The following is a 26,028-nucleotide window of genomic DNA, read 5'->3' on the forward strand; positions in this document are numbered from 1 at the left end:
GCGATTATAACACGCCGCGCCCTCAATTACCACACACAGGCAAACGCGTCAACAGCAAAATAGGAAATGAATTGCGGTTCTGTGTTATGCTCTTCCGTCGCTCCGGCCTCCGAGCCGGAGTCAAGGAGCGTTGGTTTTGCTTTACAAGCGGTTGTGTGAAACAAACCTGAAGTCGCTGAATGCCGGGTCAAGCCCGGCATGACATAATAAATCGCAATTTATCGTTTACCCTGTCGAAGCTAAATCGCTATTTACCGCTTTCCCCTATCGAAGATAAATCGGCGTTTAGAAGTGCGAGTTGCTAAATAACTTTGGGCTCTGGAACCGGAGCCGTATCTTTATACGGTGAGGATGCCAGAGCCCGAAGTTATGACGCAAGTCGTGCTTATAAACGCCGATTTACCTAGATCTTTCCGACAAGATCGAGACCGGGTTTCAGCGTCTCTTTACCTGGGGTCCACTTCGCCGGACAGACACGGTCGCCGTACTGGGCAACAAACTGAAGGGCCAAAATCTTTCTGAAGAGTTCGTCCGCGTTGCGTCCGACGTTGCCGGCGTTCACCTCGTAGGCGCATATCCTGCCCTCGGGGTTAACAATGAATGTTCCGCGCTCCGCGATCCCCTGGTCCTCGATCATCACCTCAAAATCGCGCGCGAGTTTACCGGTGGGGTCCGCAAGCATCGGGAATTTGATCGCTTTGATCGTCTCTGAGGCGTCCTGCCACGCTTTGTGGACAAAATGGGTATCGCAGGAGACGGAATAGACCTCGCAGCCTACCTCTTTAAGCTCCTCGTATTTGTCGGCAAGGTCCTTAAGCTCCGTGGGGCATACGAAGGTAAAGTCCGCCGGATAGAAGAAAAATACCGACCATTTGCCAAGGATGTCGGCCTTTGACACCGTCTTAAATTCAAAATCATGATAGGCGTTTACTGTAAAGTCACTGACTTCTTTTCCGATAAGAGACATCTTTAGATCCTCCTGAATTTTTTATTTTATGTTAGCCTCAACTAACTAAATTAAATTTATCATCATTGAGATGATTTGTCAATAATTTATAATAATTATTTTTTATTTCTTTTAATGCTCATCAAAACTAGATGTGATATGCCTCGCCCGCTTAGCTGATCGAGAACAGGTGCAGCTCCAATGGCCGATAAATTATTGTACTTTTGCCGCCGCTTGCGATAAACTGGTACCCATCTCATCCATCATATGTGATACGCCATTTAATCGGAGGCTGATAGCGATGCGGCCGTCAGTAAGAAGAGATAAGCTGTTACCTGTTATATTTATAATGCTGCAGAGCGTCATCTACGGCTTTGGAAATCCGCTGACAAAGATCGCCTATTACAGTATCACGCCGCTGTGGTGTCTTACGCTGCGCTTCTCGCTCGCCTTCGTGCTCTTCGCCGCCTTTTTCGGTAAGGAGGCCTATTTGAGGCTGCGCGGCGTGAGGGCGGCGGACTATCTTCCCGCGGGAATCAGCGCGGCGCTGGTCTTTATCCTCAATAATATCGCCCTTAACATGACCAGCGCGACCAACGTCGGCTTTATCATGTCGCTGCCGGTGGTGATCGCCCCGCTGATGGCCGTACCCATCTTAAAGCGCCGCTATGATATCCGTCACCTGCCGGTACAGCTCGGGGCGCTGGGCGGCATCTATCTGCTCTGCTGCAGCGGCGGCGAACTGCGGCTGAACGCCGGCGATCTGATCGTCCTGCTCTCCACCGTCTGCTGGGCCGCTTCGCTGGCGTACAGCGAACGCTCTCTCGCAAATATCGACGCCGCCTCGGTCACGCTGGTCCAGATAACGGCTACGGCGCTGATGAGCTTTGTCTGCGCCGTCATCTTTGAACGGAGCGCCTCTCTCTCCGCCGTCAAACCGGCGGCGTGGATGGTGGTCGTATATCTGGCCGTCACCTGCAGCTGTCTCGGCTTCATGCTGCAAAATCTCGCGCTGCGCCGCACCTCATCCGCCGCCGTCGCCCTGCTGCAGACCATGCAGCCGATAATGACGACCGCCGCCGCCTGGATGCTGCTCGGCGAAAGGCTGGACTTCGTCGGGATGGCCGGCGCCGCCGTCATAATCATCTGCATCGTAGCGGAGGTCTATGTGAGCGGCAAAACCGCGTCCGCGTAGAGTAAAAGAGAAGATAGAAAGAGACCGGGCCTCCAGGGAACGCTGTGGCCAGGTCTCCGTTTGGCTATAAACTAGAACGCCTCTTTGTAGAGGGCGAGGATATCTTCCTTTGTCGCCTTGCGCGGGTTGCCGGGGGTGCAGACGTCGGCGAAGGCCGATTCCGTGAGCGCCTCGAGGTCGGCCTCTTTCACATTGAGCTCGGAGAGCTTCTGCGGTATATGGACGTCTTTCGAGAGCTGGCGCACCGCGTCGACGGCGGCCCTGCGATACTCGGCGGGGCTCATCTTGTCGACTCCCTCGACGCCGAAGACTCTCGCGATCTCGCGGTATTTCTCACCGGTATAGTCGGCGTTATATTCCATGATATAGGGCAGCAGCAGGGCGTTCGCGACACCGTGCGGCATGTCGTAGAAGGCTCCGAGCGGATGGGCCATGCCGTGGACCAGGCCTAGACCGACATTTGAATAAGCCATGCCAGTCACGTACTGTCCGAGAGCCATGTTCTCCTTGGCCTGAGAGCAGTCGTCGTTGACGGCGGCGCGCAGGTTGTCGGCGATAAGCTGGATCGACTTAAGGCTGAACATATCCGAAAGTTCCCACGCTCCTGGCGTGATATATCCCTCTATCGCGTGGGTGAGGGCGTCCATGCCCGTGGCGGCGGCGAGGCCTTTCGGCATCGAGCTCATCATATCGGCGTCCACGACCGCGATCTGCGGGATATCATGCGGATCGACACAGACAAACTTACGCCGCTTTTCCTCGTCGGTGATGACATAGTTGATCGTAGTCTCCGCGGCGGTACCGGCGGTCGTCGGGACCGCGAAGGTCGGCACCGCGGGGTGTTTCGTCGGAGCGACGCCTTCGAGCGAACGAACGTCGGCATATTCTGGATTGTTGATGATGATGCCCGTCCCCTTTGCGGTATCCATCGAGGAGCCGCCTCCAATGGCGATCATGTAGTCGGCCCCCGCGGCCTTAAAGGCGGCCACGCAGTCCTGCACGTTTTTGATCGTCGGGTTCTGCTTGAGGCTGTCAAACACCGCGTAGGCAAGTCCAGCCTCTTCGAGAACGTCAAATACCTTCTTCGCCACACCGAATTTGATAAGGTCCTTATCAGTTACGATGAGCGCCTTTTTAAATCCGCGGCGCGCCACCTCTTCAGGGATGTTTTTGATCGCGCCCGCGCCAAAATACGCCGTTCCATTCCAGACCATACGGTTTGCCATCTTTTACGTCTCTCCTTTTAACCTTTTATTGTTTTATATCCCCATATTTATCGGAGATTACGGCCCGCGGCCTTTCGGCCTCCTCCTCCGTCTCCCACGGAAGTTTGTCGCCCGGTTCTTTCAGGTAGTTGAGTATCTGCCATATTCCCTCGCCGGTGTAGGAGCTGACGTGGAAGATCGGACGGCATCCCGCCAGATCAAGCCAGTTGTGCGCCCGTTCCACATGGGCCCCCTCGTGATCGGTCTGCGTGACGATCCCGATGACCGGACGGTTGCAGCAGGCCGTCACGCAGGGCGGATAGAGGGAATATTCTTCCGTGGCGCTCAGCAGCAGCCCTACGACGTCGGCCTCGTAGGTATAGAGGGCGAGCGCCTTTGACAGCGTGCTGTTTTCGGCATACTCGCCGGGAGTGTCGATGACGACGTCATAGTGGTTGATATACTGCGTCTTATGATACTTGATAACATTGCCGCGGAGCGCCTGTATTAAGGTAGTTTTACCGCATTCGCTGCGCCCCATCAATATCAGTTTTTTCATGTGCGCGTTATTTCGCAGATCGTGAAGCCCAGCTTGTTTTTAAGGTACGTCAATATGCTGTTCACTGCCGACTGCACATTCGATATCTTTCCCGTAAATATGCAGGTTCCGCTGAAACGGTCGATGAAACCAATCTCTATCGCGGATGTCTTGATGGCGATGTCGCCTGCAATAACAGAAATTTCCGATGGGGTCATGCTCAATATGGCGATGGCCGACTGCCTGTAGTCAAGATCCGGGTTAAGTCCCAGCTTCTTGTAGATGATCTCGTCCGGGCTGGCGATGATGTGGGCCAGCGTCACCTGCTTGCCCGGCACCATCTCCTGAACGAGGCGCAGTTTGCCGGAATCTATTCTGCCAAAATCGCTCAGATCCATCTTTTACACTCCGTTTCTCTTACAGCTAAAGTCCCAGAGCCTTCTTTATCTCCGATATCTCGGCTCCCATTATCTCCTTGTCTCCGATGACGGTCACCGGAGCGCTTATGTAGCCGTGCGACTCCATGAAGTGCTGGGCCTCTTTGCTTGAGGGGATGCTTACCTCCTCAAATTCTATGCCGCGCGCCTTGAGGAAATCCATGACCATACGGCAGAATCCGCATTCGGGCATCGTGTAGACGACGACCTTGCCGCCCCTTTCCTCCTCAGCCGCGGCTTCGGCCTCCTGCTCTTTGATGGCCGCCACATCGTAAAAGCACTGGGGACACTCTTCGGGTTCAGGCTCCGGTTTCGTCTCATAGTAACACTGAGAACAGTCGGCGCCCTCCTCCATCTTCTTATCCTCCGCGTTTGGCTCGTAGAAGCACTGCGGGCATTCTTCTTTTTCTTCTTTTTTCTTAGGCGCTGGTGTGTAATGACACTGCGGGCAATCCTGGGCCATTTTCATGCCTCCTTTCAACAATTCGAGAGCAGCTTATCCACAAATTCCGGATGCGGCGACGAGATGACGCAGCTGCCGGTGATCTCGCCGCTCTCCTTCAGCTGGTTCAGGCAGGAATTCATCGCCGACTTCACCGCGGAGAGCTCGCCTGTGAAGACAAGGAATCCCTTGCCTCCCAGACCTCTCGCTATCCTTATCTCCATGAGCCTTATATTCGAGGCCTTCGCCGCTATGTCTCCTGCCATGACGGCCGTGAGGGCCGATATCGTTTCTATAACGCCGACGGAGAGGATCTTATCTACCTCGGAGGTGCCGGTGACCGCCGCTGGAATCGACTCATGTACGTTGTTTATTATATAGCTGGAAACGATGGAAGAATCAGCCAACTGGACGCCGGTCTCCATAGCACTTTTTACGGCGCCGACATTTCCGTATACGGCGATCATATATTTGCCGGGGCATATCGGCGTAGAGATAAGTGCCTTTATGTCGGCAGCTTTGAGCATCTCGTCCGTGGCCAGCATACCGATGGGGATGCTCTTTACCTCCAGTAGTCCAATTGAATTTATCATTTAAAGACCTTCTTAAACTTAAAGTTTTTACTGAACTACCGCAAGCCTGATGAGGTTCACCACTATCGTCATGATGAATATCGTCACCGCCGGCGGGTCTATGTGCGAGTCATTGTAGCTGTTGAAGGCGTTGGCCGCAAAGTCTCCGCAAAGGCTGCTAAGGATGCCTATCAGCACTCCGAGAATAGCTCCGCAGGGACCCCAAGCCGCCATTCCCGCTAATGCACCAAGACCGGAGGGTAGGGTGATGTGGTGCGTCGCGGGGATCGCGAAACCAGTCTGCGCAAAGATAAGCGATATAGCCGAAAATCCGAAACAAACTACCGGGAATACTCCGAGAGCCGCGGCGGGAACACCGGCTTTCATCATCGAGGCTGCCACAAAGCTTACTGCGATACCTACCACCGCACCCAGCATTAAGTTATAGGTGAAACCTTTTCCGCCGGTCACCCATACTCTCGGCTCTTTCCCTGTATATTTTCCCGTAAGCCCTGTCTTACCAAAAGCTAGGCGCGCTATGCAGCCTGAGATGGCGACGGTCATCGCGACGGCATCCGTGATAGGTCCGAGGGGGGTCATCAACAGAAGATTACAGATAACGAAACCGATGACGCCAAAGAGGCCGCCCACACAGATCACATCGGCCTCGCCAAGTCCGTTGAGCGCCGTTACAATGTCGTTGCCCGCCTTGAGCTTGCCCCTGCTGCCCGCATATGCCGCGGCCGCCACGCCGCCGGCAAACGCTACGTGCGGTCCCATGAATGAACCGAACGCCATGAATCCTACGCCGATATCAGCGCCGCCACCGGCCGCCACCAGAGCTCCGGCCAGAGCGAAACATCCCGTCATAATGAACGCGGGAAGCGCGCCGAGCAGCGCCCCAAAAGCTCCACCGCCAAAAGCCGCTACTAAAGCAAACATATCCATATTATTGCCTCCTCTATATTTGTTATAGCTGGTTCTCAGTATGGATCGTTACAAAAATCTCCGTAACGGCTTTCACCGTGCCGGATATGGACGCATGAAGATTGGTGCCGAGTTTACCCTGCGGCGCCCGCGCAATGAGGCCGCCGCGTGTTACCTGGTCGTTTACCTTTACCACCGGCTCCGAGGGAGCGCCAGCGCCCTGCCGGAGCGGCAGCGTTACCTCGATGAAGCTGTGATCGCCGTATTTCATCGGCGCCGGCCTGTCGTACTGAGAGAGGCCCAGCTGGCGGATGAGTTTGCCGACGGGATAGCGCTTATATTCCCGGAAGCTGTCGCACCGCTCGGGGGCCAGATGCAGGCTGTTTTTCACGCCGCTGCGCATGAGGATATTCTTGATGGAGGCGTTGAACTTCCACGGCTGAAGCCCCATCACGCAGGCGTATTCACAGAGGCGGCAGCCGCAGCAGAGGTAGGCGTTCATCGGGCTCTGCTTTTCGTCGCAGACGCTGCCGTAGGCCGCGATACGCATCATCTTGTGCGGCTCGATGCGGTGTCCGAGAAGGTGGCGGGGACAGACCTCAGTGCAGAGGGAACACTGCATGCAGGCAATTGACGCGTCGCGGATGCTTTTGTCTAGGGGCTTTTTCAGGCTCGTCAGAAGGCTGTGTTCCAGAGGCAGGACGATCAGCCCCTTAGTAGTCTTCGTTACCCAGCTCTTGGGAGAGACGGTCACGCCCATCATCGGACCGCCGTTGACCACGACGTAGTCGGATACGGTTGCGCCGCCCGCAAGTTCGACAGCCTCTCTCACCGTGATGCCAAGCGGCACCCGCACGCTCTTGGGACTGCGCACCGCGCCGGTTACCGTGAGGTATTTATCCGTCACCGGCGTGCCGTCTTCGTAGGCGGCAAGGATGTTGAGCGCCGTCTCGACGTTGACGACGATGACGCCGACGTTGAGAGGGATACCTCCCTCTGGGACGATCTTCCCCGTCACCTCGTAGACGATCACCTGCTCGTCGCCCGCAGGATAGAAGCCGCCTAGGAGGTGGAGCGAGAGCTTCGGATGTTTGGGAAGCTCACGGGAGAGGGCCGCCGCCGCGCCGTGGTAGTGTTCCTTCAGGGCTACGACGCCGCGCGCGGCTCCCGAGCTCTCGACGATGAGGTCAAGGGCCGTCAGCAGTCCCGCCGCCTCCCTCTCCATCAGCTGCTGGTCCACGCGAAGCAGCGGCTCGCATTCCGCGCCGTTGATGATTACGGTGCCGGCCTGGGCCCCCAGCTTAACGTGGGTCGGAAAGCCGGCGCCGCCGGCTCCCACTATCCCCGCCTCTAAAACTGAACTTATCAGTTTATCGTTCATAACTATTTCATCCTAACGGATGTCCATGCCTCCGACCAGTACGCACCTTCTCCTGCGCGCGAAGGTCTTAGCCGAGGTAAGCCCCTCTCCCGTTGGTCCGGCGATCGTGAAGGTCGTATGGCCCATGCCGCCGACGCCGATCCCGGCATACGAGGGGCCATTTTTGACAAATATCGTCGTCTGGATGAGCTTGGCCATTTTTGTAAGGCTGTCGACGTTCCGCGAGTGCATCATCGCCGTATGACGGTTACCGTGTTCGACGCGCACCGCCATCTCGATGGCCTCGTTGACATTGTCCGCGCGTACGATGGGAAGTATCGGCATCATCAGCTCGACCTGTACGAAGGGATGCTCCTCCCTGGCCTCCATGATGATGACCCGCGTATCCTCCGGCGCTTCGACGCCGGCCTTTTCGAGAATGTACTTCGCGCTCTTGCCGACAAATTCCGTCTTCGGAGATTTCCCCTCCTTCGTGACGAGCCCTACCAGGCGCTCGATCACCGCGGGGTCCTTCACCTCGAAGGCGCCGTTTTTCTTCATATTGAAGATAAGGTAATCGGCCGCCGAATCGACGACGATGACCTCCTTCTCCGCGATGCAGGGAAGGTTGTTGTCGAACGAGCAGCCGTCGACGATGTCCTTGGCCGCCTTTTCGATATTCGCGCTCTCGTCGACTACCGCTGGGGGATTGCCCGCGCCCGCGCCGATCGCCTTTTTGCCGCTGGAGAGGACGGTCTTGACGATCGCCGGTCCGCCGGTGGCGACAAGCATCCTCACCTTTGGATGGGCCATCATCAGGTTAGTGTTCTCGATCGAGGGCTCGGAGACGGTGACGATGAGGTTCGCCGGCGCGCCGGCCGCGGCGAGTGCCCTGTTCAGCTCGCTTACGAGCCAGAGCGAGACCTTTTTCGCCCTTGGATGCGGGCTGAATACGACGGTGTTGCCGGCGGCGAGCATGCCGATAGAGTTGCAGATGATCGTCTCCGTCGGGTTGGTCGTCGGGGTGATCGCACCGATGACGCCAAAGGGCGAATACTCAACGATCGTCAGGCCGTCGTCACCCGTGATGGCGTCCGTCGTGAGATCTTCGATACCGGGCGTCTTCGTCGCCGCGAGGCGGTTCTTGACAAGCTTGTGCTCGTAATTTCCCATGCCCGTCTCCTCTATCGTGGAAAGCGACATAAATTTAAGGTTCTCTTCGTTGAGCACGGTGCCGCGTATGGCTTCGACGAAACGTGCCCTGTCGGCCATAGAGCAGTCGAGGTATCTGCGCTGCGCCGCCGCGGCCGCCTCGATGGCGTCGTTCATGTCGGCGAATATTCCGCAGCTGCCGGCGGAGTTATTCTCACTTTCGTCAATCTTCCGCATGACTCCCTTTACTATGCCCTCAATAAGAGCGGCGTCTATGTTCATTGGTCAATACCCCCAATTCTGTAGTTCATCGCGCTCAGCGCTATCTCCATATCTTCGTCTACGGTGCCTCCTGAAACTCCGATGGCCCCGACGACATGCCCGTCGTATTTATAAGGAAACCCTCCGCCGAAGATGACTATTCTGTTTTGATTCGTGTTCTGCACCCCGTAGAGAAACTTCCCGGGCTGCGATACCTCGCCGAGCTCATGGGTAGCCATTTTCAGGGAGGCCGCCGTGTAGGCCTTGTTGAGCGCGATATCGATGCTGGCGAGCAGGGAGTCTTCCATCCTGTGCAGCAGCACCGGATTGCCTCCCATATCCACCGCGGCGAATACGATGGGCACCCCCATCTCCTTCGCCTTTTTTTCCGCCGCCGCGGCCATACGCTTCATATTTTCCAGAGTAAAGGGCGCGTCGGTATTATTCGCCGCCGTCCGCAGCTCTTCTTTTACCATTTTTTCCACCTTCGCGCGAAGCTCGCACTCCGCCGCGACGGTCTCTTCATAGCGCGCAAGCGCGTAGACGGCGTCCGAGAGGCGGTTTACGTAACGTATGATCTCCTCGCGGAAGAATCTCTTTCCCGGCTGCAGCTCTTCATTGCACCTCGTCATCGCGCGTTCGGCGCGTCTGACGATGGTGCGGGCCACATGGAGGGCCGCCGAGGCGGGGTTCACTCCCGGAATAACGAAAGAACGCTGTACGCCGGTAACTTCCGTACATCTGTCGACGACGTTCTCAAGGAACTTTATATCGGCCTCGCCGATCAGGTCCCTGAGTTTTTCAAACCCCTTCTCATCGCTCGCAAGTTCCGCGCCAAGCGCAAAGAGGCGTCCCTGTATCGCGTGTACGGTCTCTCTTACGTAATCAAGTTTGCTCTGGGAATAGGCCAGCCCCAGCATCGAACCGGCCTCGTCAATCGTCCCGTAGCATTCTACCCGGCCGTCCGCCTTGCTGACGCGGCTGCCGCCGACGAGGCTCGTCGTTCCCTTATCGCCCGTCTTGGTGTAAAGGTTCGCCATCTTTAGCCCACCTCTACGGTGTCGACGATACCGACGATGGCCTTATCCACGGGGGCGCTTTCGCTGAACACTCGCCGCGCGGAGCTGCCCTCAAGGACCAGCACAAGTTCGCCCGTACCGGCCCCGACCGAGTCTACCGCCACCTCGCATTTGCCTTCGCGTTCGAGATATTCGTTGACCCTTTCAACTATCAGCAGCTTCATCCCGATAAGAGCCGCGTTTTTGCTGGTGGAAACGACCGTTCCGATAACTCTTGCCAGATACATGGCTACACCTCTTTTTCTATCCTGACGCCGCGCTGGTAGGCCGCGTCATAGGCAAGCTGCGTCACAAGCGCATTTTTTGAGACCCTCAGCAGCGAACCGGCGGGAAGCGAGACGACCTCTCTTCTGCCGATCACCCTTTTTGCGCTGGAAAAGTCCGCCGCCCTCGCCCGCGGAGCCGTCGGTGACTGCGGTTCGATGAGCTTGATCGTCTTGAATGCCAGCGTATCGCAGCCGCAGAGCGCCGCGCCGAAATCCCTCAGTGTTTCGAGGTTGGCCGAGAGCTTAGCTTTAAGGGCCGGCGTCATGTTATAGCCCTTCGCGGCCCGCTCGGCGTTTTCCGGACAACAGCCGTCCCTGGCGATGACGACGTTTTTGCCGCGCATCATGGAATTCGATATTATCCGCGCGGCCGGCGTGTCGGCGATACAGGCGGCGATCTTCGCCGCCGTGTTCACCGTCAGCGCAGGCACGATCACAGTGTAATAGGGCGCGGCCAGCAGTTCGGGCGCGCGGTCCAGCTGCTCCTCCTGGTAAAACACGCCGGGGGCCAGAACTGTGCGCAGCGTATCCACATTAAGCAGCTTCGATGCGCTCTTTGAGAGAAAAAGGTCAAAGGTGAAACCCGCCTGCTGAAGCTGCTGCAGGCTGACGAGCGCGGGGACGAACCCGATCAGCGAACCGGTATATACGACAAGCGCCTTTTTCTGCACGCTTATCAGCTTTTCCGCGACCCGGCGCACCACCTCGGCGACCAGAGCCTCTTCGGCGTTTTCAAGCAGTTTTTCTTCTCTCACAGTATCACCCGCCTTTATGCGTTCATCGCTATCCCGAGCGGCGTCACCAGCAGCGGGGCCGCCGGTTTCACCGTGGGGATGCCGATCCGTTTTTCAAAAATTCCTTCAAATTCCTTAAAACAGCAGGCTCCGCCGACGACATAGATCGTCTCCACCTGATGTCCCCTTATGGCTCCCGCCACAATAGAGGCCATCTTTTCGACGACAGGCCTGATGACCGGAAATACGCTGGATTCCTGGGCGGGGTCCCTCTTGAGGCATTCGGCCTCTTCGGTCGTCGTCCGGTGGAAGCCTGCGAGCACCAGCGTCATGTGCGTTCCGCCGGTCGGTTCGTCGGCGGTGAGCACAACCTCGCCGTTACGGATGACGCTGATGCCAGTCGTGCCTCCGCCGACGTCCACCACCGCGCCCTCTTTTATTCCCAGCACGGTGGCGGCCGCCGTCGGTTCGTCGATTATCGCCGTAAGCTCGAAATCAGCCGCCTCCACCACGTTGCCGATGGCCTTGGTGTTGCCCGGTGAGATTCCGGGAGGGATCGCGCAGGCCGCTTTGGTCAGCCGGACTCCGAGCTTCTCCTCAAGCCTCGCCTTCATCGAGCGCACGGTACGGATGGCTCCGACGTAATCAACCACGATGCCGTCGCGTACTACGCATGACGGCGTGCTGACGCCGGCCACCGGACAACCCGCGGAATCAGTGACGGAGACAAGGATGTTCGCCGTGCCAAGGTCCACTCCGACCTTGAGCTCACCCTCCCACGGATTTACCGCTTCCTCTTCCACAAGGCGCGCGAATTCGCGCAGCGTCTTATTAGGAATTGTGAGGTCCGCCGCCATCACTGCCTGGCCCGTCCTACTATCCTGACAAGGTCGCCGTTTTTAGCGCCGACGGCGTTTGCCTCGTCCGTGTCAATGTGCATTTCCAGCGCGTATTTGTCGCTGACGCGCAGCAGAACGTTGTGTAATACCGCCGAACGCTCCGGCGAACCCACCTCTACGTCCACAATCTCTTTGTCCTTAAAGCCGTAAACGGCGGCCTCTTTATCAGACATATGGATATGTCTCAGGGCGGCGATGACGCTGCCATCTTTTATGACGGAGCCGCGCGGGCCGATTATCTCGATCCCCGGCGTACCGGCGATTTTACCTGATTCGCGTACCGGCGGTCTGAGCCCCAGCGTGAAACCGTCTGAAAGCGATATTTCAACCTGCGTCTCGGGGCGCAGAGGACCGAGCACGCGGACTTTGCCGATCTGCCCCTTCGGACCCTTGATGGTTACGGTCTCCTCCGAGGCATACTGCCCCGGCTGTCCGAGATCCTTTTTATGCGTCAGCTCGCAGCCTTTGCCGAAGAGGGCGTCCATATCCCCGCGGTCAAGATGTATGTGACGGTTTGAGACGCCCAAGGGTATTCCCGGCCCCTTTGCAAGTTCCTCCAAAACCAGCCGCGTGACCAGTTTTATCAGATTTTCTCTGCTTTCCGCGCTCTCGGCTGCCATAACGGTATCTTCTTAAAGAGCCTTCGGAAGAAGCTTCTCGACGTCCGCATGAGGACGCGGAATGACGTGCTGGGAGATAATCTCTCCGACCTTCTCCGCCGCGCAGGCGCCCGCGTCCACCGCCGCCTTGACAGCGCCCACGTCGCCGCGGACCATGACGGTCACAAGTCCCGAACCTATCTTTTCATATCCGATGAGCACGACGTTCGCCGATTTTGTCATCGCGTCGGCCGCCTCGATGGCGCCGACCAGTCCCTTTGTCTCGATCATTCCCAGTGCTTCACTCATTTAGAAAACCTCCTGTTCACTTTTACTGCTTTTTAATATTGTTCTGCCGTTTGCCTCTTGGCTGCGCGGCCTTTTTCTCTTCGTTCGGGGCCTCGGCCGCGGATGCTTCCGGCGCTGCCGGCGGCTCCTCGGCGGATTCCGCCTCGGGCTCTTCCGCCTGCGCCGGGATACCGGCGCCCACTGTATCGGCGTTGCGCACCATCGTCTCCAGATATGAGCTCGGACGCGCTATCACCCTTGTGCCGACCACCCTGCCGACCTTGGCCGCCGCGGCTTTGGCGGCGGAGACGGCGGCGTTTACCGCGCCGACATCGCCCTCGACCTTGACGGTCGCCATGCCGCTGCCCCTCGCAAGTTCATAGCCTACAAGGGTAACATTTGCGGACTTCACGGCGGCGTCGGCGGCCTCAACGGCGGCGACTAACCCTACGGTCTCGATCAGCCCTAAACTCATCAGGTGTGCCATTACTTCACCACCTTATCAACAATGCTTTCCGTAATTTTCAGCGGAAGCTTTTTCACAAGCCGTCCCGCGTTTGTTCCGATCACACGAATCTCTTCGCTGTCGGAAGCGGCGGCGGTCTTAAGGAGCGGCCTATCTCTGTCAAGTTTCGCATAGTGCAGAGCCACCGTTCCGGCGTCTATGCCGATGCCGACCTCCATCTGCGAGGCGCGCGCCGCGTTCCAGGCAAGGCCGCAGGCCTCATCTTCCGAAGAATCGGCGACCGCCTCGTAGGGTATCCCCTCCTCTTCAAGGCCAAAGCCTATCTGGCGGAGCAGGGCGGCGCTGCGCGGCCCTTCATGGAAGAATATCTTCACCGTGGGACGCTCCTGCTCAACGTACATCGCGCTACCCCTCCTGCGCCGCGGAGAGAACAAGCCCCGTGGCGACGGCGTTGCGCGGTCCGCAGCAGCCGCGGATGTTTCCGCGCCCCGCGACTACCCGGTACTGAGAGAGCGCGTCGGTGACGAGCTGCGGCACCTCGAAGTCAAGCGCCGAACCGCCGACGAGCACGACAAACTGAATGTCGCGCACGTTTCCGGTGGGGCTGACCCTCTCCAGCGCACGCAGGGCGTTTGTCACAAAGACCTTCTCCTTAGCCTGGCGGCGTATGAGGCGGATCTTCTCTATCGACTGTTCGCCCTCGATCGGCAGCATTTCGCCGTTCTTGAGGATGACGACCTTAGCAAAGATATGCGGCGGCAGCGGCTCGTTGAAAAATTCGGCCGTGCCGTTTTCATGGCGGATGTGGAAGAGGCTCTCGACCTTCGCAAGAGAATATTTCTTGACGTCCTCCGCCGTTTCAAAGCTCTCAAGCCCCATCTCGGACTGGATCAGAAGCGTCACCATGTTACCGGCGCCCGCGAGGTGTATCGAATGTATCACGCCCTCTTTGCTGATTATCGAGGCGTCCGTCGAACCGGCCCCCATGTCTAATATCGCCAGGGGCTTCGACGAGCCGGGGGTGGTCAAAGCGCCGAGAATCGCCATATCGGCCTCAACGCCGCCGACCCTCACGGGTACGCCGATTTTCTCGGAGAACTCGCGAGCGATCGCCTCCATCTGCAGACGGTCGGCCTTGACCATCGCCGCGATGCCGACGGCGTTTTCCTGCGAAAATTCATTCGCGAGGCCGCCGCGCACCCTCTGCGGTGTAAATGTATCGACGGCGAGAAGGTCCTGTATCTTGATCTCACGCGTATGCTGCCCGGTAAGGTTCGCCATTACGAGGCGCACCTTCTCAAGCATGCCGCCGGCGTTTGTGCCGGGTTCGCCGCGTACATCCTCCACCGCGGGTATCGCGCGGACGCCGTTCATGATTTTTTCGGCGCCGTCGTCCACGTCGACCTTGACGGTCTTGCCGCCACCGGTGATCTCAATGAACCCGGCGGGGATACGGCGCTCTTTTACGTCGCCCTCCGGCGTTTTGATGACCACCGCGGAGCGGTTGCCGATGAGGGCGCGGGCGATCGGGACGACCTGCCGCGTCTCGTCGGGAGTGAGGTCGAAGAGCGTAGCGATCCCGTACGGATTTGATAGAACCTCAACGACGCCGCCGGTGGCCGCAACCTCCACCGCCGCCGGCATGCCGAGGGGGACCTTGTCTATCAGTCCCACCTCGTCGACGATAGGCATCTTCGTCTCAAGGCGGTTGTTTATCAGCACCCCGTCGTCGCGCTGCGCGATCGCGGCGCTGATCCTGCCTCCGCGGCGGCGGTAGGCGTTGAGCGCCTTCGCGGCGTATTCAAAATCGACCGACGCCGGGATGACCGCTATATAAGTATCCTCCGAGGCGCTCTTGGAAATGAGTTCCTCTATATTTACGGTGATCCCCTTCCCCACGCCGAGGCCTCCCGGCGTCGCGGGGTTGTGTCCGATCATCGTCGATTCCGTGATGATCGTTTCGGTGATCGTCTCCATCGCGACATCCCCTATGACGGGCGCCGCCTCGTTGAGGCGTACCTCTGTCAGATCCTCTATGGAAACACCGGCCTCTTCCAAAGCGCAGGTCAGAGAATGAAAGACGCCGTTGATGTTCTGGCGGGTACCTTTAATACCGGTCGTCGGCACTGTCGCGCCGCCGAGGAACTCCGCCTTTCCATCCGCTATCTTTGCTAACGCCGTCTCTGTCGTTGCGTTGCCGATGTCTATACCTGCGACTATTTTCATAGGGGTCTCCTTTCAGAAATACCTTTAATCCTTCTTGAGACGACCTCTTGCCTCGTAGACCGCGGCGGCCTCTCTCACAAGTCCGCCGGATATCTTCGCGTTGTATTTCGTCTCAAGTTCCTCGGCGATGGCAAGCAGCTCGGCCTTCGTCGAACGGTAGGGACGGAGTGCGTTGTATATCTCAAGGAGCCGGTCGTCGCCGACGGCGATAAGCTCGGCAGCGCGGCGCATGTTGTTCGCAAACGCGCCGCGGCCCACGGATTCGGCAACCTGGGCCTGCATCTCCAGAGTCTCGGGGGAGATGCGCATATCGTCCGAGGTGACGTTTCCGGCGAGCAGGCCGGCCTTCGTCATATCGGTGAATTTCTTGCCCGTCGGGCTCTGAAGTTTATCCGCCGATTTCTCGCTGAGCGGATAATTCGCGGCGGTCATCCTGCCGCCCGCGGAGACGGAGGGCGCGGGTTTCCCCTCGGCCTTCATGGCCTCCATGACCTTTTCTACTATCAGTTTCATCATAAGTTCCTGATCCATTACTCTGCCTCCTTACTTAAACGAAACAGCAATGCTCTGCGGCTTCTTGTTGTTGTCGACGTGCTCCGTCTCCTTGATGTGGAGCAGGGCGGCGATAGCCTGGTAGGCAGGGCGCGCCATCTGGTCGTTTCTTACGGGAACAGGAGTCGGCGCCTCGCCCTTCGCATACTTCGCGGCGTTTTTGCCTATCTGGCGATAGGTCGCGAGGTCGATAAGCGGAGCCTGAGAGAAGAGCTCAAGGTTGCTGAGCGGAGGAAGGTTCTTCTGATGGATAACGGTCGTTCCCTTCGACTGGATGCCGATACCGATGCCGGAGCCGCTGTACTCGGCCGCATCATGGGCGATGAAGGAGACGTCCGACGTGCGGTAGACTTTGATCACGCGCCACTTCATCCCCTCTTCCTCAATGCCGGCGAGTATCTCGCGCAGCACCTTGTCATGGGGGATGCCGAGGATCGTCTTTGTCTGGTAGACGCCGAATGCGGGGGCCAGGCCGACGACCACTTCGTCGGAGGCGGCGCCCTTAGGCGCTTCGCCCGTCTCGCGGAGCTCCAGTTTGCTTACCTCGTCGGTGATAACGGGCTTATTATCAGCAGCCGCCCTCTTCTCTTCCTGTGCCGTAACTTCGGCGATTACCTCTTCTATAAAGGAGCGCAGTACCTTTTCGTCAAAAGTCATCTCGTATCACCTCTTTTAGATATCTTCCGGCCTAATTGCCTGGCTGATATTTTTGATCTCGTCCCAGCGTTCGTCCGAGATCTGGTATCCGGTCATCGGGCCGTGGTAATCGTTAGGTTCATTGACTGCGCTTATGACATGGAAGTTCTCGTCAAGAATCGCGGAGGTGTGGAGATAGTCGCCTGCGACGCGCTGCTTGAGCATTCCGAACACGCCCTCGGCGACGTCGGGGAAGCCGGCCTTTTCAAGGGCCTTCACGAAGTCAATGCCAGTGACCTTGCGCGCCATCATCTCTTCGATAGCCTTGAGGTCCTCGTTGACATTACGGTCCGGCATGTCCTTGCTTCCGTTGGCGTATGTCGCGGCCTCGACCTCTTCGTCGGTGATCGCTGGGAGTCCTAGTTCACGGAACACTCCCTGCAGGGCGCGGGCGGCCTTGTTGCGGATACGGATAACGTCCTCTTCCTTAACGGGCTGAAGTCCGCCGTCGATCCTCATGTCGCGCTGGATGATGTTCCAGTCGTCGAAGTCCTCGGCGTCCCAGTTCGAACCGGCGAACATATTGTCGTAGTTCGGCGTCGCGCTGTAGCCGGAGCAGACGAAGTCCGTGCCGGAGAAGAACTGCGGAACCGAGCGGGCGACGCGGCGGAGGTCCGAATGCGTGAAGGTCTGGTCGTTTGACGAGGTACACTCAAGGTCGAGCAGCATCGCGATGAGGTTCTCCGCGGCTACCGCGCGGATGCCTCCCGGCACGCCGGCGGGAACGCCGATGCAGGATACGGAGCCGTTCTGGGTTCCCTGCACGCCTGCGCCCTTGGTGATCGCGAGGCAGCGGGCCTCAAGGTAAAGCATCGATTTGCCCTCTGCGTATCCCATCTGTACCTCTGATCCGGTACCCGAGGTGAAACGCATCTTGAGTCCGCGCGAGGCGTAGCAGGAGGCCAGGAAGGCCTTCGAATAGGGGGTGTCGTCGCCGTCCATAAAGACGGGTTCCGTACCGTAGACGGAGATCGTCTCAGCGTATGTCGTAAAGCCGCGCATACCTAGCTGAAGCTCCGTCGCCTCTTCAAGCGCACACTGGGTGAGTATCCCCTGGCGTCCGGTCTGGGCGCCGATGAGCAGCGACATTGCGTTGAAGGGGGCATATCTGGCGATACCGACCGTCGTCTCCATTTCGTCGAATCCGCGGATGGCCGCCTCAGCGGCGTCGGCGGCGATCTGTATCGGGTTGTCTTTGACATTCGTCACATGGCACTGGTTGCTCGGCATCTTGCGCGCGCGCATCTTCGTCATCGCCATCATGATCTCCACGATGGTCAGCTTATTGACGACGTCGACGAGTTTCGCGGGCGTAATGCAGAGGGTCATGTCGAGTATCTCCTTGCGGGAGACGTTTATATCTATCAGTTTTCTGGCTATTTCAAGCGAATCCATCGCCATAACGCGCTCGGCGCCGTCAAGCCTGATCGCGTGGTCGGCGATAAAGGTGTCGAGCATGTCGAACTCCGCTCTTGATTTTCCGTCCAGCTCCGTGACCACACCGTTCTCTATCTTGATGCTCGGCTTCGGGTCAAAGGGGCTGTTCATGGCGATCAATCCGACTTCCGGCCACTCCTGTACAAATCCGTCTTTATTTACAGGACGCGCCGCAAGGGCTTCAAAGCGTTTTGATTTCATAAGTCACCATCTCCTTCTTTAGATGATGTAGGGCTGGGTCGTTGATTTGAGCTCCGTCGCGGGGTCCAGAGTGACCAGTACCTGCTTGCCTACTTCGCGGGCGGCGATGATCGCCTGCTTGACGGCGCCGGAATCACCGCTGAAGGTAAGGATGACTTCGTTCGAGAAGCTCGTCCCGCCGTTTGCCGGTGAGGAATATCCGATGACGTCCACCGTCGCCGCCTTGACGGCCGTATCGCCGAGAAGGACGCCGATTGCCGCGGGAGCGCCGACGGTAATGCCGAAGGCTTTGCCTATCGGAGCGCCGAATGCCTTGTTGAGGGCGTAGCTCGCGCGCGCCGTATACTGGAACTCAAGGTGCCCGGCGTTGTTGCCGTAGACGTCGCCGAAGGTGCGGTCAAGCTCTCTGAGGGCGACCTCTACCGCTCTTCTAACATCAGAAACATCTTCGGCTCCGAAAATAATGAGGGAACCGTGACCGGCGCCGCCCTCTGTATCACGGGGGAGTTCAATCTTAAGTATTTCACTGTTCGTCGCCTTAACCGCCTCGTCGGCTGCGAAGATATGCGGGCCGGCTCCGGTACGGCCGCCGAGGATGCCGATCGAACGGAACTTCTTGTCGATGCCCATCTTCTCGTGCATCTGGTGGTCCACGTTGGCGATCACTAGGCCGATCGTGTGGCCGATCGCCGTGCCGACAAATTCCGTGAGGCCGCATCCGGCTTCGCAGCAGCAGTCCTCAACCGCTTTGGCCGCAGCTTCCGGCTTGGCCGTCTCAATATTTCCGAGCTTTTTCGTAAGTTCGTCCATGATCTTGTTGACCAGTTCGTCTTTCATATTCTCGTTACCTCCGTTATCTTCTCTTAATTAATTGTGATGGGGCTGCAGCTATTCCTGCGCGGGAAGGATCTTTTCCACATCTGTGTGAGGACGCGGAATGACATGCTGGGATACGATCTCTCCGACCTTCTCCGCCGCGCATGCGCCTGCGTCCACCGCGGCCTTCACCGCGCCAACGTCACCTCTGACCATCACCGTTACAAGGCCGGAGCCGATCTTTTCGTACCCGACCAGGGATACGTTCGCTGACTTCACCATCGCGTCCGCCGCTTCGATGGCGCCGACAAGTCCGCGGGTTTCAACCATACCAAGAGCTTCTTTCTGCATGTTTGTCCTCCTCATCATATTGAAGATCTATTGAGTTTCATGCCTGTGGCCCTTATTATTAAATATGAAGGTTTTTTATGCTCAGCGCTTTTTTATGCTTCTAGGGGATTTTTTTATGGAATTTTCAGAATAAATACGGGGGTCAATGCTACGTATTACCGCATTGACCCCCGTATTTAAAAATGTGTATCATAAATTTTTGACTGTCGGCTTAACAGGTTAAAGCGAAGATATATCAGAATGACAAAAATCTACCCGCCGCTCTTTTTATCTGCGATGAAACGCTGCCGGTATTCCGTCGGGGAGAGGCCGACCTTCTTTTTAAAGACCTTGCTGAAGTAATTCGTCTCGTTGTACGAAAGTTCACAGGCGATGTTTATCACAGGCATATCCGTGTTCTGAAGCATATCTTTCGCTATCTCGATCCGCCTGTCCGTAACATAGACGATAAAATTGGTCCCCATCGCCTTTTTGAAAACTTTACTGAAATAGCTGGGGCTCATGTTGATATGCTCGGCCGCCGAATCAAGGGTGATGCCGTTCTTGATGTTGAGCTCTATATAGTTGAGCACTTTTTTGAGTTCGTCTCCAGTGTTGAGCTGGAACTTTTCCAGCTCGACGAAGATAAAATCTATCATCTCTTCGATGATCTCCGAGGATTCAAAGCGCCGGACCTGGATATTGTAATTCGTAAAGAAGCGCTCAAGACAGCTCTCCAGCTTCTTTTGCAGCTCCTCATTACCATACCACCGGCCGATCTCCGAGATGCCGCGCGCAAAATTTATAATGCCGCTTCTGATGTTCTTCGCGCTGTGGTCGGAATAGATGAGTCCAAGATATTCCTTGGCGATGTTTTTAGATTTTTTATAGTCACATTCGTGGATGCAGTTTTCCAATAACTTGAGATAGCGGACAAAGTCCTCCTCATCCGCCGCGGCCGCCTCTTTTTTCACGGGAGCACCCTTGCGGCTCTGCGCTATAACGTTCTCCACGAGAGATATGAGCTGCTCGCGGCGGTAGGGCTTCAAAAGGTAGCCGTCGGCGTTGAAGCGGGTCGCCATCCGCGCGATACGCTCCTCCCTCTTTACCGAGGTAAGTATCAGTGAAATGCTCACGTTCACGTTGCGCGCGCTGTGGACCAGCACCTCGGCGAAATCGGAATAGATGGAATAATAGGGGATGTTGACGATCAGGAGGTCTATATCGCCATTTTTGACGAGCTCCGCGGCCTCGGGACCCTCTGCCGCCGAAAGCAGCTCAACAGACGACGAAAACTTTTTTTCAAGTACGTCATGCATCATCCGTCTATCAATCGCGCTGCTGTCAACCACGAGAATCCTGTACATTTCAGCACCTCCGCCTCTGCGCCTGAAAACCTGATCCTCCTTTTATTTTACCATGCCGCCGCTTGAAAGCGGCAGCCTCACACGGAGATTGCCGCCGACGTAATCGCCTTCGGCCTTTTGGAGAAATATGCCGTACGCCTCGCCGAAGAGGCCTTTGATACGGCGGTTGAGCGTTGAAAGGACGACCTTTCCGCTCTGCGTCTCCTCCAGCTCTTCAAGGGAGAGGGCTAGCTTCATCTGCTCGTCGTCAAATGGGAGGCCGCGGCTCTCTATCTCAAGCAAAAATGCGCCCTCAGACTCCTTGCCGGTGACTGTTATCTTGACCAGGTCTTTGACGTCAGGGTTATATTTAAAGACATTTTCCAATACTGCGTGGAGCAGCATAAAAGGGCAGGGAACGCTGTAATATTTCGTAGGTACGGAGATAGCGCAGTCAAAGTGGCCGTCCAGCCTGCGCCGCTGTATCGCGGCAAAACAGTTAAGATACTTGAGCTCCTCCTCAAGAGAGACAAAACGGTTATGGCTGTTATCGGAGAGATAGCGCATCATGTCGGAGAAATCACAGACGGTGTTCTCAGTCTCCACAGCATTCTCCTTATAGGCGAGTTTGGAGATGACGTTAAGGATATAAAAGATAAAATCGAGGCCGTAGCGGTTCTGAAAGTCTAGGAAACGCCTCACCTTCAGCGCCTCCTCAAGCGAAATACGCCTGCTCTTCTCCTCGTCGAGCTCCTGTTGTTTTCTGTCAAGCTCCTCCGTCATCATATTTTTATATTCCTCGTCGATCATATACTGCAGCATCTTCTGCATCAGCTTCGCGACCGATTTTATCTTGCTGAAGGGGACGACGTTGATCTTTTCATAATCGGCGACGGTATCCGGGTCGTCATGCCACTCGGTCGTCGGCTTTGTGATCTCTTCGAGACCCGCCTCCGCCTCATCCGAAGGCGGTATCTTCACCTGCCCGCAGAGAACCGCCCCCATGAAGCTGCCCTTCAAAAAGAGAGGAACGGCAAAATCGACAAGCGACGAATGGCAGTGATAAAAATAGGGTTTGCCGGTGATCGTGGCGTTCAGCCCCCCGTGGGCGTCACAGCGGAAACAGCGCTGGCGGAAGGTCTCGTCGGAACGCATCCTCTTGCAAAAGTCTGTGAAGCCGCTCATGCTGGTGATTGGATGCCCGCGATAATCGACTGAGACAAAAGATATGCCTGTAGCCTCGGCAAACTCATCCTGGATACTTTGAAGAACCTCTATCTTGATGATGTTTCTGATATCTCTTATCCCATCCATATCGGCAGCCTCCTCAGACTTTAATTACAGACGCCAGGCGGCGTTTCCCGCATAAAACCATCTGAACCTCAGACGAGCAGTTTGCCGCTGTAGGCGGTCCTGAATATCGACCTTATCTCGTCAGGGCGGAAGGGGACCGGTGCCGTCGCCATACAGCCGTCAGCCATCGCGGCCTCGGTCATGGCGTCAAGTTCCCCCTCAAATATCTTCTTATCCACTCCCGCTTCATGGAACGAGGCCGGGATGTTAAGCTTTCTGATCAAATTTCTGGTGGCGCGTATCGCAGCAAGCGCACTCTGGCGCACGCCGTTGGAATCAAGATTCAGCACCGCCGCCATCTGCGCGTAACGCGCCGCGGCCGGCGTAAGCGACGTGTGGCAGCCGGCGGTAAAGCTCATTACGTAGGGCAGCAGAATCGCGTTCGCCCTGCCGTGCGGCAGATGGAGCTTCGCGCCCGCCGCATGCGCAAGTGAATGGTTCGCCCCAAGCCCTGCGTTGCTGAATGCCACACCTGCCATCGTCGCGGCATTATGCACCGCCTGGCGGGCTTCAATATTATGCGGCTCCGAATAGGCGGTCAGCAGATTCTTAAAAATCAGCTTCATCGCCTTCTCCGCCATCGCGTCCGAAAAGTCGTTCGCCCCTGTTGAGAGAAAGGCTTCTATCGCGTGCGTCAGCGCGTCCACACCCGTATCGGCGGTGACCGGCGGCGGAACGCTCTCCACCAGGGCGGCATCCAAAACGGCAAAATCCGGCAGCAGGCTGTCGTCAGCCAAAGGATACTTCATATTCCTCTCTCTGTCGGTGATAACGGCGTAGCGGCTCACCTCCGAACCTGTGCCGCTAGTCGTCGGGATCACGACAAATACCGCCCTATTGTTAATAATACCACCCGAAATATGCGAGATCGACTTCGCGGCGTCTATCGCGGAGCCGCCGCCAAAGGCGACAATCGTGTCGGCTCCAAAGGCAGTCAGCCTCTTTATACCTTCGGCTACCGTCTCCATATCGGGGTCGGGGCTGACGTCGGAAAATATCTCATATTCCGCCCCAATTTTATTTAAAAAACAGCTTACATAGGAGACTTTTCCGCTCTCGTGCATAAATTTATCTGTAACGATAAACGCCTTTTTCGTCCCGGAAAGGACCTCTTCCAAAGAAGAGGCTCCCATATATATCGTTGGCCCTAAGCAAAACTTACGCATCAATGTTCTCCTTGCCTGATAAAAGTTTACAAACAGCGCCGATAATACGGCTGCTTTCATTATAGGCAATTTGAATTGATTTTTCGGGTCATTGTTTGTCCAAATTATGACAAAAAATTACAGTATTATTTTATCCCAGGCAGATATTGATGGCAATAGGCAGTAAGTTAAGATTTATTGAGCATATGTTAAGATTATTATCAGGACATAGAAACTTTTTTGGACAAGTTATGAATATTTCGAAATAACTTCAGAGCTCCAGGAGATCAGCAGCTCGGAAGCGGCACGGAACTCCGCTGAGCCCAGCCCGTCGGATTGAAGAGACGTCCATAATTCAAGCACGGCAAGGTCACCGCCCTCCAACAGGCTGACAAGTTCGGTCCGTTTTTTTACATAGTGGCCGCTCTCGCAGAAATACTTCGCGCGCAGCACAAAGAAGGCGGATTTATAGAGTGAGACGAGGATATCGGCGCTCTTTTCATAGAGATAGTTGTGACAGCCGCCGTGATATATCGCGCAGGCTCCGTCGCGCACGGCTCCGGCCGCCGCCCCTTCATCAAAAAGGCGGCTGAGCAGCCCCAGGGAGCCGTATAAAGGCACCGTATCAAAATAGAGGATAAACAGCTCGGAGGGCGTCCAGGAGAGCAGCTCCCTCTCCCCTGAGATAAAGCCGCAGGCCAGTTCGCCGTGCGGCATCCCGTCCAGCACCGCGCGGTAGCTGTCAAGGTCAGAGACTGAGAGAGACTTTAAAATCACCACGATGTCAATGTCACTGTCCGGCGCAGCCTCTCCGCGGCCATAACTGCCCTGAAGGCCCGCGAAGAGAAGCCTCTCTCCGTAAACGCCGCGTAGTCTTTCCGTTAAATCAGAACTCCACTTTTCAATATCAATGGTCATCCGGTCGCCCCTCCATCTTGACAATTCATAGGTATTCACAGTCAACAAAAAACGCAGTTGCCCCTAAAGGTAACTGCGTTATGCCTTAAAAAATTGGCAGTCCCAAGGGGATTCGAACCCCTGCCGTCGCCGTGAAAGGGCGATGTCCTAGACCTCTAGACGATGGGACCGTCAAAGTGGTGAGCCGTCCGGGACTTGAACCCGGGACACCCGGATTAAAAGTCCGGTGCTCTGCCAACTGAGCTAACGGCTCGCTCAAGTATCACGAGGAGATATTATACAGCATTTTAGGATTTCGTCAATATATCTCCCGAAAAAAGTTCCGGCGTTGTTAATTGCAAAAGTAACCGCGTCCCCCAAGTGATATAAGCATCGTAATAACTTCTGCAAAAAAGATAAGAGAACGCCAGTCGCATTAACTTTTGCAAAGGAGTTCTGGCATTTTAAATTTGTTTTTACGCTGTACAGACAATAGCTTTAGAGGTCTCGGTTACTTTTGCTATTCACCGAAGATCCCGCCGCAGCCATAAGGCCGGAGCGGAATCTGATAATCCATTTCCTTTATGGAAAACTCTAACTCCGTCAAGGCTCAGGGACACGGATCTGCCGGCGGCTTTAGGCAGCGTCCGTCGGCGCAGTCGAGCGCTCCGAGTTTTTCCGCAAGCCACTCTCCCGCGGGATGCGCACCCATTCCAAGCCAGGTGGCGGTCTGCAGGTGAAGGCACTTCACCGCCTGCCGCGCCTCCCGCCAGTTTATGCCGCCCACGCCGGATTCGGTGAGCACACGCCTCATCCCCTCGTTCATTTCGGAGAGCGCGGAAGATTTACCCCCGCCGATGAGGACGAGACGCAGCGCCGCGTAATCCTGGTGCATCTTCTCCACCGCCGCCGCAGGCATGGCGGCAAAGAGCGCCTCCAGCTCCGATATCCGCTGCTCCGATTCAAGCTCGCCGCAGCGGTGGTCAAGAAAGGGGCAGGTGAGCCAAAATATCGTCGGAAAGGGGACTCCGGAGGCGGAGACGGGCGAAGACACTATGATCTGCGGGCAGCCGTGGCGGCAGCGCCTCGCCGCGGCGATCACCGCGGAGGCGTCAAATTTCCGGCCACGCATCTGCCTGCGCAGTACGGAGACGTCTTTCTCACCAATCTCCGTCCAAAAGGCCGGAAGAGTATACTCTTCCGGCCCCGTCTTTTCTATGGGTTGACCTGTCACGTTACTTCTTACCAGCGGTACCGCTGCCGCCCGCGCGGCGTTTGGTTCCGCGGGGGTCTTTGCATTTGCTGTTCAGGTCGGCGATCTTTTCGTCACTGAATTTAAGGAAGTTTGTCAGCTTTTTTTCAAAATCCTCTTCACGATGAACGGGCGGGCGGACCTCTCTTACCTGCAGAGCTTTGATCGACAGGTCTATACGGCCTTTATCGTCGATCTTTATGACCTTTGCCGTGATGTTCTTACCCTGTTCAAGAACATCTTCTACCTTTTTCACATAGTTGTGGGAGAGCTCCGAGATATGTACCATGGCCTTCTGGCCTGATTCAAGTCTTACAAAGGCTCCGTATGGCGCGACATGTTCTACCGTGCCGCTTACTGTTTCTCCCACGCTTACCGCCGGTGCTGCTGCAGCCGCCTTCTCTGCCATCT

Annotated in this window: 30 protein-coding genes and 2 tRNA genes; 1 reads left to right on the forward strand and 31 read right to left on the reverse strand. The window is 56.5% G+C overall.

The features are described 5' to 3' along the window. Nucleotides 1–403: 403 nt before the first annotated feature. Nucleotides 404–967 carry an alkyl hydroperoxide reductase subunit C gene (gene ahpC, locus BED41_RS08905; RefSeq protein ID WP_066744995.1) on the reverse strand — a complete coding sequence of 188 codons (564 nt, stop codon included), beginning with the start codon at nt 965–967 and terminating at the stop codon, nt 404–406. Between the two features lie 280 nt (nt 968–1,247). Between ahpC and BED41_RS08910 the strand changes: the two genes are divergently transcribed. Continuing rightward, nucleotides 1,248–2,141 (forward strand): DMT family transporter, encoded by an 894-nt coding sequence (locus BED41_RS08910; RefSeq protein WP_066744996.1) that lies wholly within the window; start codon nt 1,248–1,250, stop codon nt 2,139–2,141. Between the two features lie 71 nt (nt 2,142–2,212). Here BED41_RS08910 and fucO read toward each other — a convergent pair whose 3' ends face one another. The 30 genes from fucO to BED41_RS09060 all read right to left on the reverse strand — a co-directional run bounded on the left by fucO (nt 2,213) and on the right by BED41_RS09060 (nt 26,026). After that, complete coding sequence (gene fucO, locus BED41_RS08915; protein ID WP_066745002.1) at nt 2,213–3,367, reverse strand: lactaldehyde reductase; 1,155 nt, start codon at nt 3,365–3,367, stop codon at nt 2,213–2,215. A gap of 25 nt (nt 3,368–3,392) precedes the next feature. Continuing rightward, nucleotides 3,393–3,905: a EutP/PduV family microcompartment system protein gene (locus BED41_RS08920; RefSeq protein WP_066745004.1), complete on the reverse strand. Its 513-nt coding sequence runs from the start codon at nt 3,903–3,905 to the stop codon at nt 3,393–3,395. Further along, entirely contained in the window at nt 3,902–4,282 is a 381-nt protein-coding gene (locus BED41_RS08925; protein WP_066745006.1) for a BMC domain-containing protein, read from the reverse strand. The genes BED41_RS08920 and BED41_RS08925 overlap by 4 nt, the downstream gene beginning before the upstream one ends. A 25-nt stretch (nt 4,283–4,307) precedes the next feature. Continuing rightward, complete coding sequence (locus BED41_RS16155) at nt 4,308–4,784, reverse strand: glutaredoxin family protein (protein ID WP_168160251.1); 477 nt, start codon at nt 4,782–4,784, stop codon at nt 4,308–4,310. A 14-nt stretch (nt 4,785–4,798) separates the two neighbouring features. Continuing rightward, on the reverse strand, nt 4,799–5,356 hold the full coding sequence (locus BED41_RS08935) for a BMC domain-containing protein (RefSeq protein WP_066745008.1): 558 nt from the start codon (nt 5,354–5,356) through the stop codon (nt 4,799–4,801). Nucleotides 5,357–5,383: 27 nt separating this feature from the next. Further along, entirely contained in the window at nt 5,384–6,283 is a 900-nt protein-coding gene (locus BED41_RS08940; RefSeq protein WP_066745010.1) for a DUF7973 family transport facilitator, read from the reverse strand. Nucleotides 6,284–6,305: 22 nt separating this feature from the next. Beyond that, nucleotides 6,306–7,643, reverse strand: coding sequence for an SLBB domain-containing protein (locus tag BED41_RS08945; RefSeq protein WP_066745011.1), 1,338 nt, complete (start codon nt 7,641–7,643; stop codon nt 6,306–6,308). Between the two features lie 12 nt (nt 7,644–7,655). Beyond that, the gene (locus BED41_RS08950) at nt 7,656–9,056 is read right to left on the reverse strand and encodes an aldehyde dehydrogenase family protein (protein ID WP_066745012.1); all 1,401 of its coding nucleotides are present in this window, start codon (nt 9,054–9,056) and stop codon (nt 7,656–7,658) included. Then, nucleotides 9,053–10,075 carry a cob(I)yrinic acid a,c-diamide adenosyltransferase gene (locus tag BED41_RS08955; RefSeq protein WP_066745016.1) on the reverse strand — a complete coding sequence of 341 codons (1,023 nt, stop codon included), beginning with the start codon at nt 10,073–10,075 and terminating at the stop codon, nt 9,053–9,055. The genes BED41_RS08950 and BED41_RS08955 overlap by 4 nt, the downstream gene beginning before the upstream one ends. A 2-nt stretch (nt 10,076–10,077) precedes the next feature. Then, nucleotides 10,078–10,341 carry a EutN/CcmL family microcompartment protein gene (locus BED41_RS08960; RefSeq protein ID WP_066745020.1) on the reverse strand — a complete coding sequence of 88 codons (264 nt, stop codon included), beginning with the start codon at nt 10,339–10,341 and terminating at the stop codon, nt 10,078–10,080. A 2-nt stretch (nt 10,342–10,343) separates the two neighbouring features. Further along, a complete protein-coding gene (locus BED41_RS08965) occupies nt 10,344–11,135 on the reverse strand; it encodes a flavoprotein (RefSeq protein ID WP_066745021.1) in 792 nt (263 codons plus the stop codon). Nucleotides 11,136–11,149: 14 nt separating this feature from the next. Next, entirely contained in the window at nt 11,150–11,971 is an 822-nt protein-coding gene (gene eutJ / locus BED41_RS08970; RefSeq protein ID WP_066745022.1) for an ethanolamine utilization protein EutJ, read from the reverse strand. Continuing rightward, nucleotides 11,971–12,633, reverse strand: coding sequence for a phosphate propanoyltransferase (gene pduL / locus BED41_RS08975; RefSeq protein ID WP_066745023.1), 663 nt, complete (start codon nt 12,631–12,633; stop codon nt 11,971–11,973). Before pduL ends, eutJ begins: the two co-directional genes overlap by 1 nt. 12 nt (nt 12,634–12,645) lie before the next feature. After that, nucleotides 12,646–12,921, reverse strand: a complete 276-nt coding sequence (locus BED41_RS08980; RefSeq protein WP_066745024.1) for a BMC domain-containing protein — start codon at nt 12,919–12,921, stop codon at nt 12,646–12,648. 22 nt (nt 12,922–12,943) lie between these two features. Continuing rightward, nucleotides 12,944–13,387 carry a BMC domain-containing protein gene (locus BED41_RS17005; protein ID WP_084002371.1) on the reverse strand — a complete coding sequence of 148 codons (444 nt, stop codon included), beginning with the start codon at nt 13,385–13,387 and terminating at the stop codon, nt 12,944–12,946. Further along, nucleotides 13,387–13,767, reverse strand: coding sequence for a glycerol dehydratase reactivase beta/small subunit family protein (locus BED41_RS08990; RefSeq protein ID WP_066745026.1), 381 nt, complete (start codon nt 13,765–13,767; stop codon nt 13,387–13,389). The genes BED41_RS17005 and BED41_RS08990 overlap by 1 nt, the downstream gene beginning before the upstream one ends. A 4-nt stretch (nt 13,768–13,771) precedes the next feature. Then, nucleotides 13,772–15,592 carry a diol dehydratase reactivase subunit alpha gene (locus BED41_RS08995; protein ID WP_066745031.1) on the reverse strand — a complete coding sequence of 607 codons (1,821 nt, stop codon included), beginning with the start codon at nt 15,590–15,592 and terminating at the stop codon, nt 13,772–13,774. A 24-nt stretch (nt 15,593–15,616) separates the two neighbouring features. Further along, on the reverse strand, nt 15,617–16,123 hold the full coding sequence (locus tag BED41_RS09000) for a diol dehydratase small subunit (protein ID WP_066745033.1): 507 nt from the start codon (nt 16,121–16,123) through the stop codon (nt 15,617–15,619). A 12-nt stretch (nt 16,124–16,135) separates the two neighbouring features. Beyond that, nucleotides 16,136–16,801, reverse strand: a complete 666-nt coding sequence (locus BED41_RS09005) for a propanediol/glycerol family dehydratase medium subunit (RefSeq protein ID WP_066745035.1) — start codon at nt 16,799–16,801, stop codon at nt 16,136–16,138. Nucleotides 16,802–16,816: 15 nt separating this feature from the next. Then, entirely contained in the window at nt 16,817–18,478 is a 1,662-nt protein-coding gene (locus BED41_RS09010; protein WP_066745037.1) for a propanediol/glycerol family dehydratase large subunit, read from the reverse strand. Between the two features lie 18 nt (nt 18,479–18,496). After that, the gene (gene pduB / locus BED41_RS09015) at nt 18,497–19,315 is read right to left on the reverse strand and encodes a propanediol utilization microcompartment protein PduB (RefSeq protein ID WP_066745038.1); all 819 of its coding nucleotides are present in this window, start codon (nt 19,313–19,315) and stop codon (nt 18,497–18,499) included. A gap of 51 nt (nt 19,316–19,366) precedes the next feature. Continuing rightward, nucleotides 19,367–19,645, reverse strand: a complete 279-nt coding sequence (gene pduA / locus BED41_RS09020; RefSeq protein WP_066745039.1) for a propanediol utilization microcompartment protein PduA — start codon at nt 19,643–19,645, stop codon at nt 19,367–19,369. Nucleotides 19,646–19,896: 251 nt separating this feature from the next. After that, entirely contained in the window at nt 19,897–20,991 is a 1,095-nt protein-coding gene (locus BED41_RS09025; RefSeq protein WP_066745040.1) for a response regulator transcription factor, read from the reverse strand. Between the two features lie 42 nt (nt 20,992–21,033). After that, nucleotides 21,034–22,284: a PocR ligand-binding domain-containing protein gene (locus BED41_RS09030; protein ID WP_066745045.1), complete on the reverse strand. Its 1,251-nt coding sequence runs from the start codon at nt 22,282–22,284 to the stop codon at nt 21,034–21,036. 68 nt (nt 22,285–22,352) lie between these two features. Continuing rightward, nucleotides 22,353–23,489, reverse strand: coding sequence for a 1-propanol dehydrogenase PduQ (locus BED41_RS09035; protein WP_066745048.1), 1,137 nt, complete (start codon nt 23,487–23,489; stop codon nt 22,353–22,355). Between the two features lie 228 nt (nt 23,490–23,717). Continuing rightward, nucleotides 23,718–24,386 (reverse strand): nucleotidyltransferase domain-containing protein, encoded by a 669-nt coding sequence (locus BED41_RS09040; protein ID WP_066745050.1) that lies wholly within the window; start codon nt 24,384–24,386, stop codon nt 23,718–23,720. A gap of 94 nt (nt 24,387–24,480) precedes the next feature. Next, nucleotides 24,481–24,556 (reverse strand) — tRNA-Glu (locus BED41_RS09045). 7 nt (nt 24,557–24,563) lie between these two features. Beyond that, nucleotides 24,564–24,639, reverse strand: a tRNA-Lys gene (locus tag BED41_RS09050). Nucleotides 24,640–24,975: 336 nt separating this feature from the next. After that, complete coding sequence (locus BED41_RS09055; RefSeq protein ID WP_084002372.1) at nt 24,976–25,599, reverse strand: DUF501 domain-containing protein; 624 nt, start codon at nt 25,597–25,599, stop codon at nt 24,976–24,978. 1 nt (nt 25,600) lies between these two features. After that, a complete protein-coding gene (locus tag BED41_RS09060) occupies nt 25,601–26,026 on the reverse strand; it encodes a S1 RNA-binding domain-containing protein (protein WP_066745052.1) in 426 nt (141 codons plus the stop codon). Nucleotides 26,027–26,028: the final 2 nt, after the last annotated feature.

Origin of the sequence: Cloacibacillus porcorum (assembly GCF_001701045.1) — a bacterium.
GTDB lineage: Bacteria > Synergistota > Synergistia > Synergistales > Synergistaceae > Cloacibacillus > Cloacibacillus porcorum.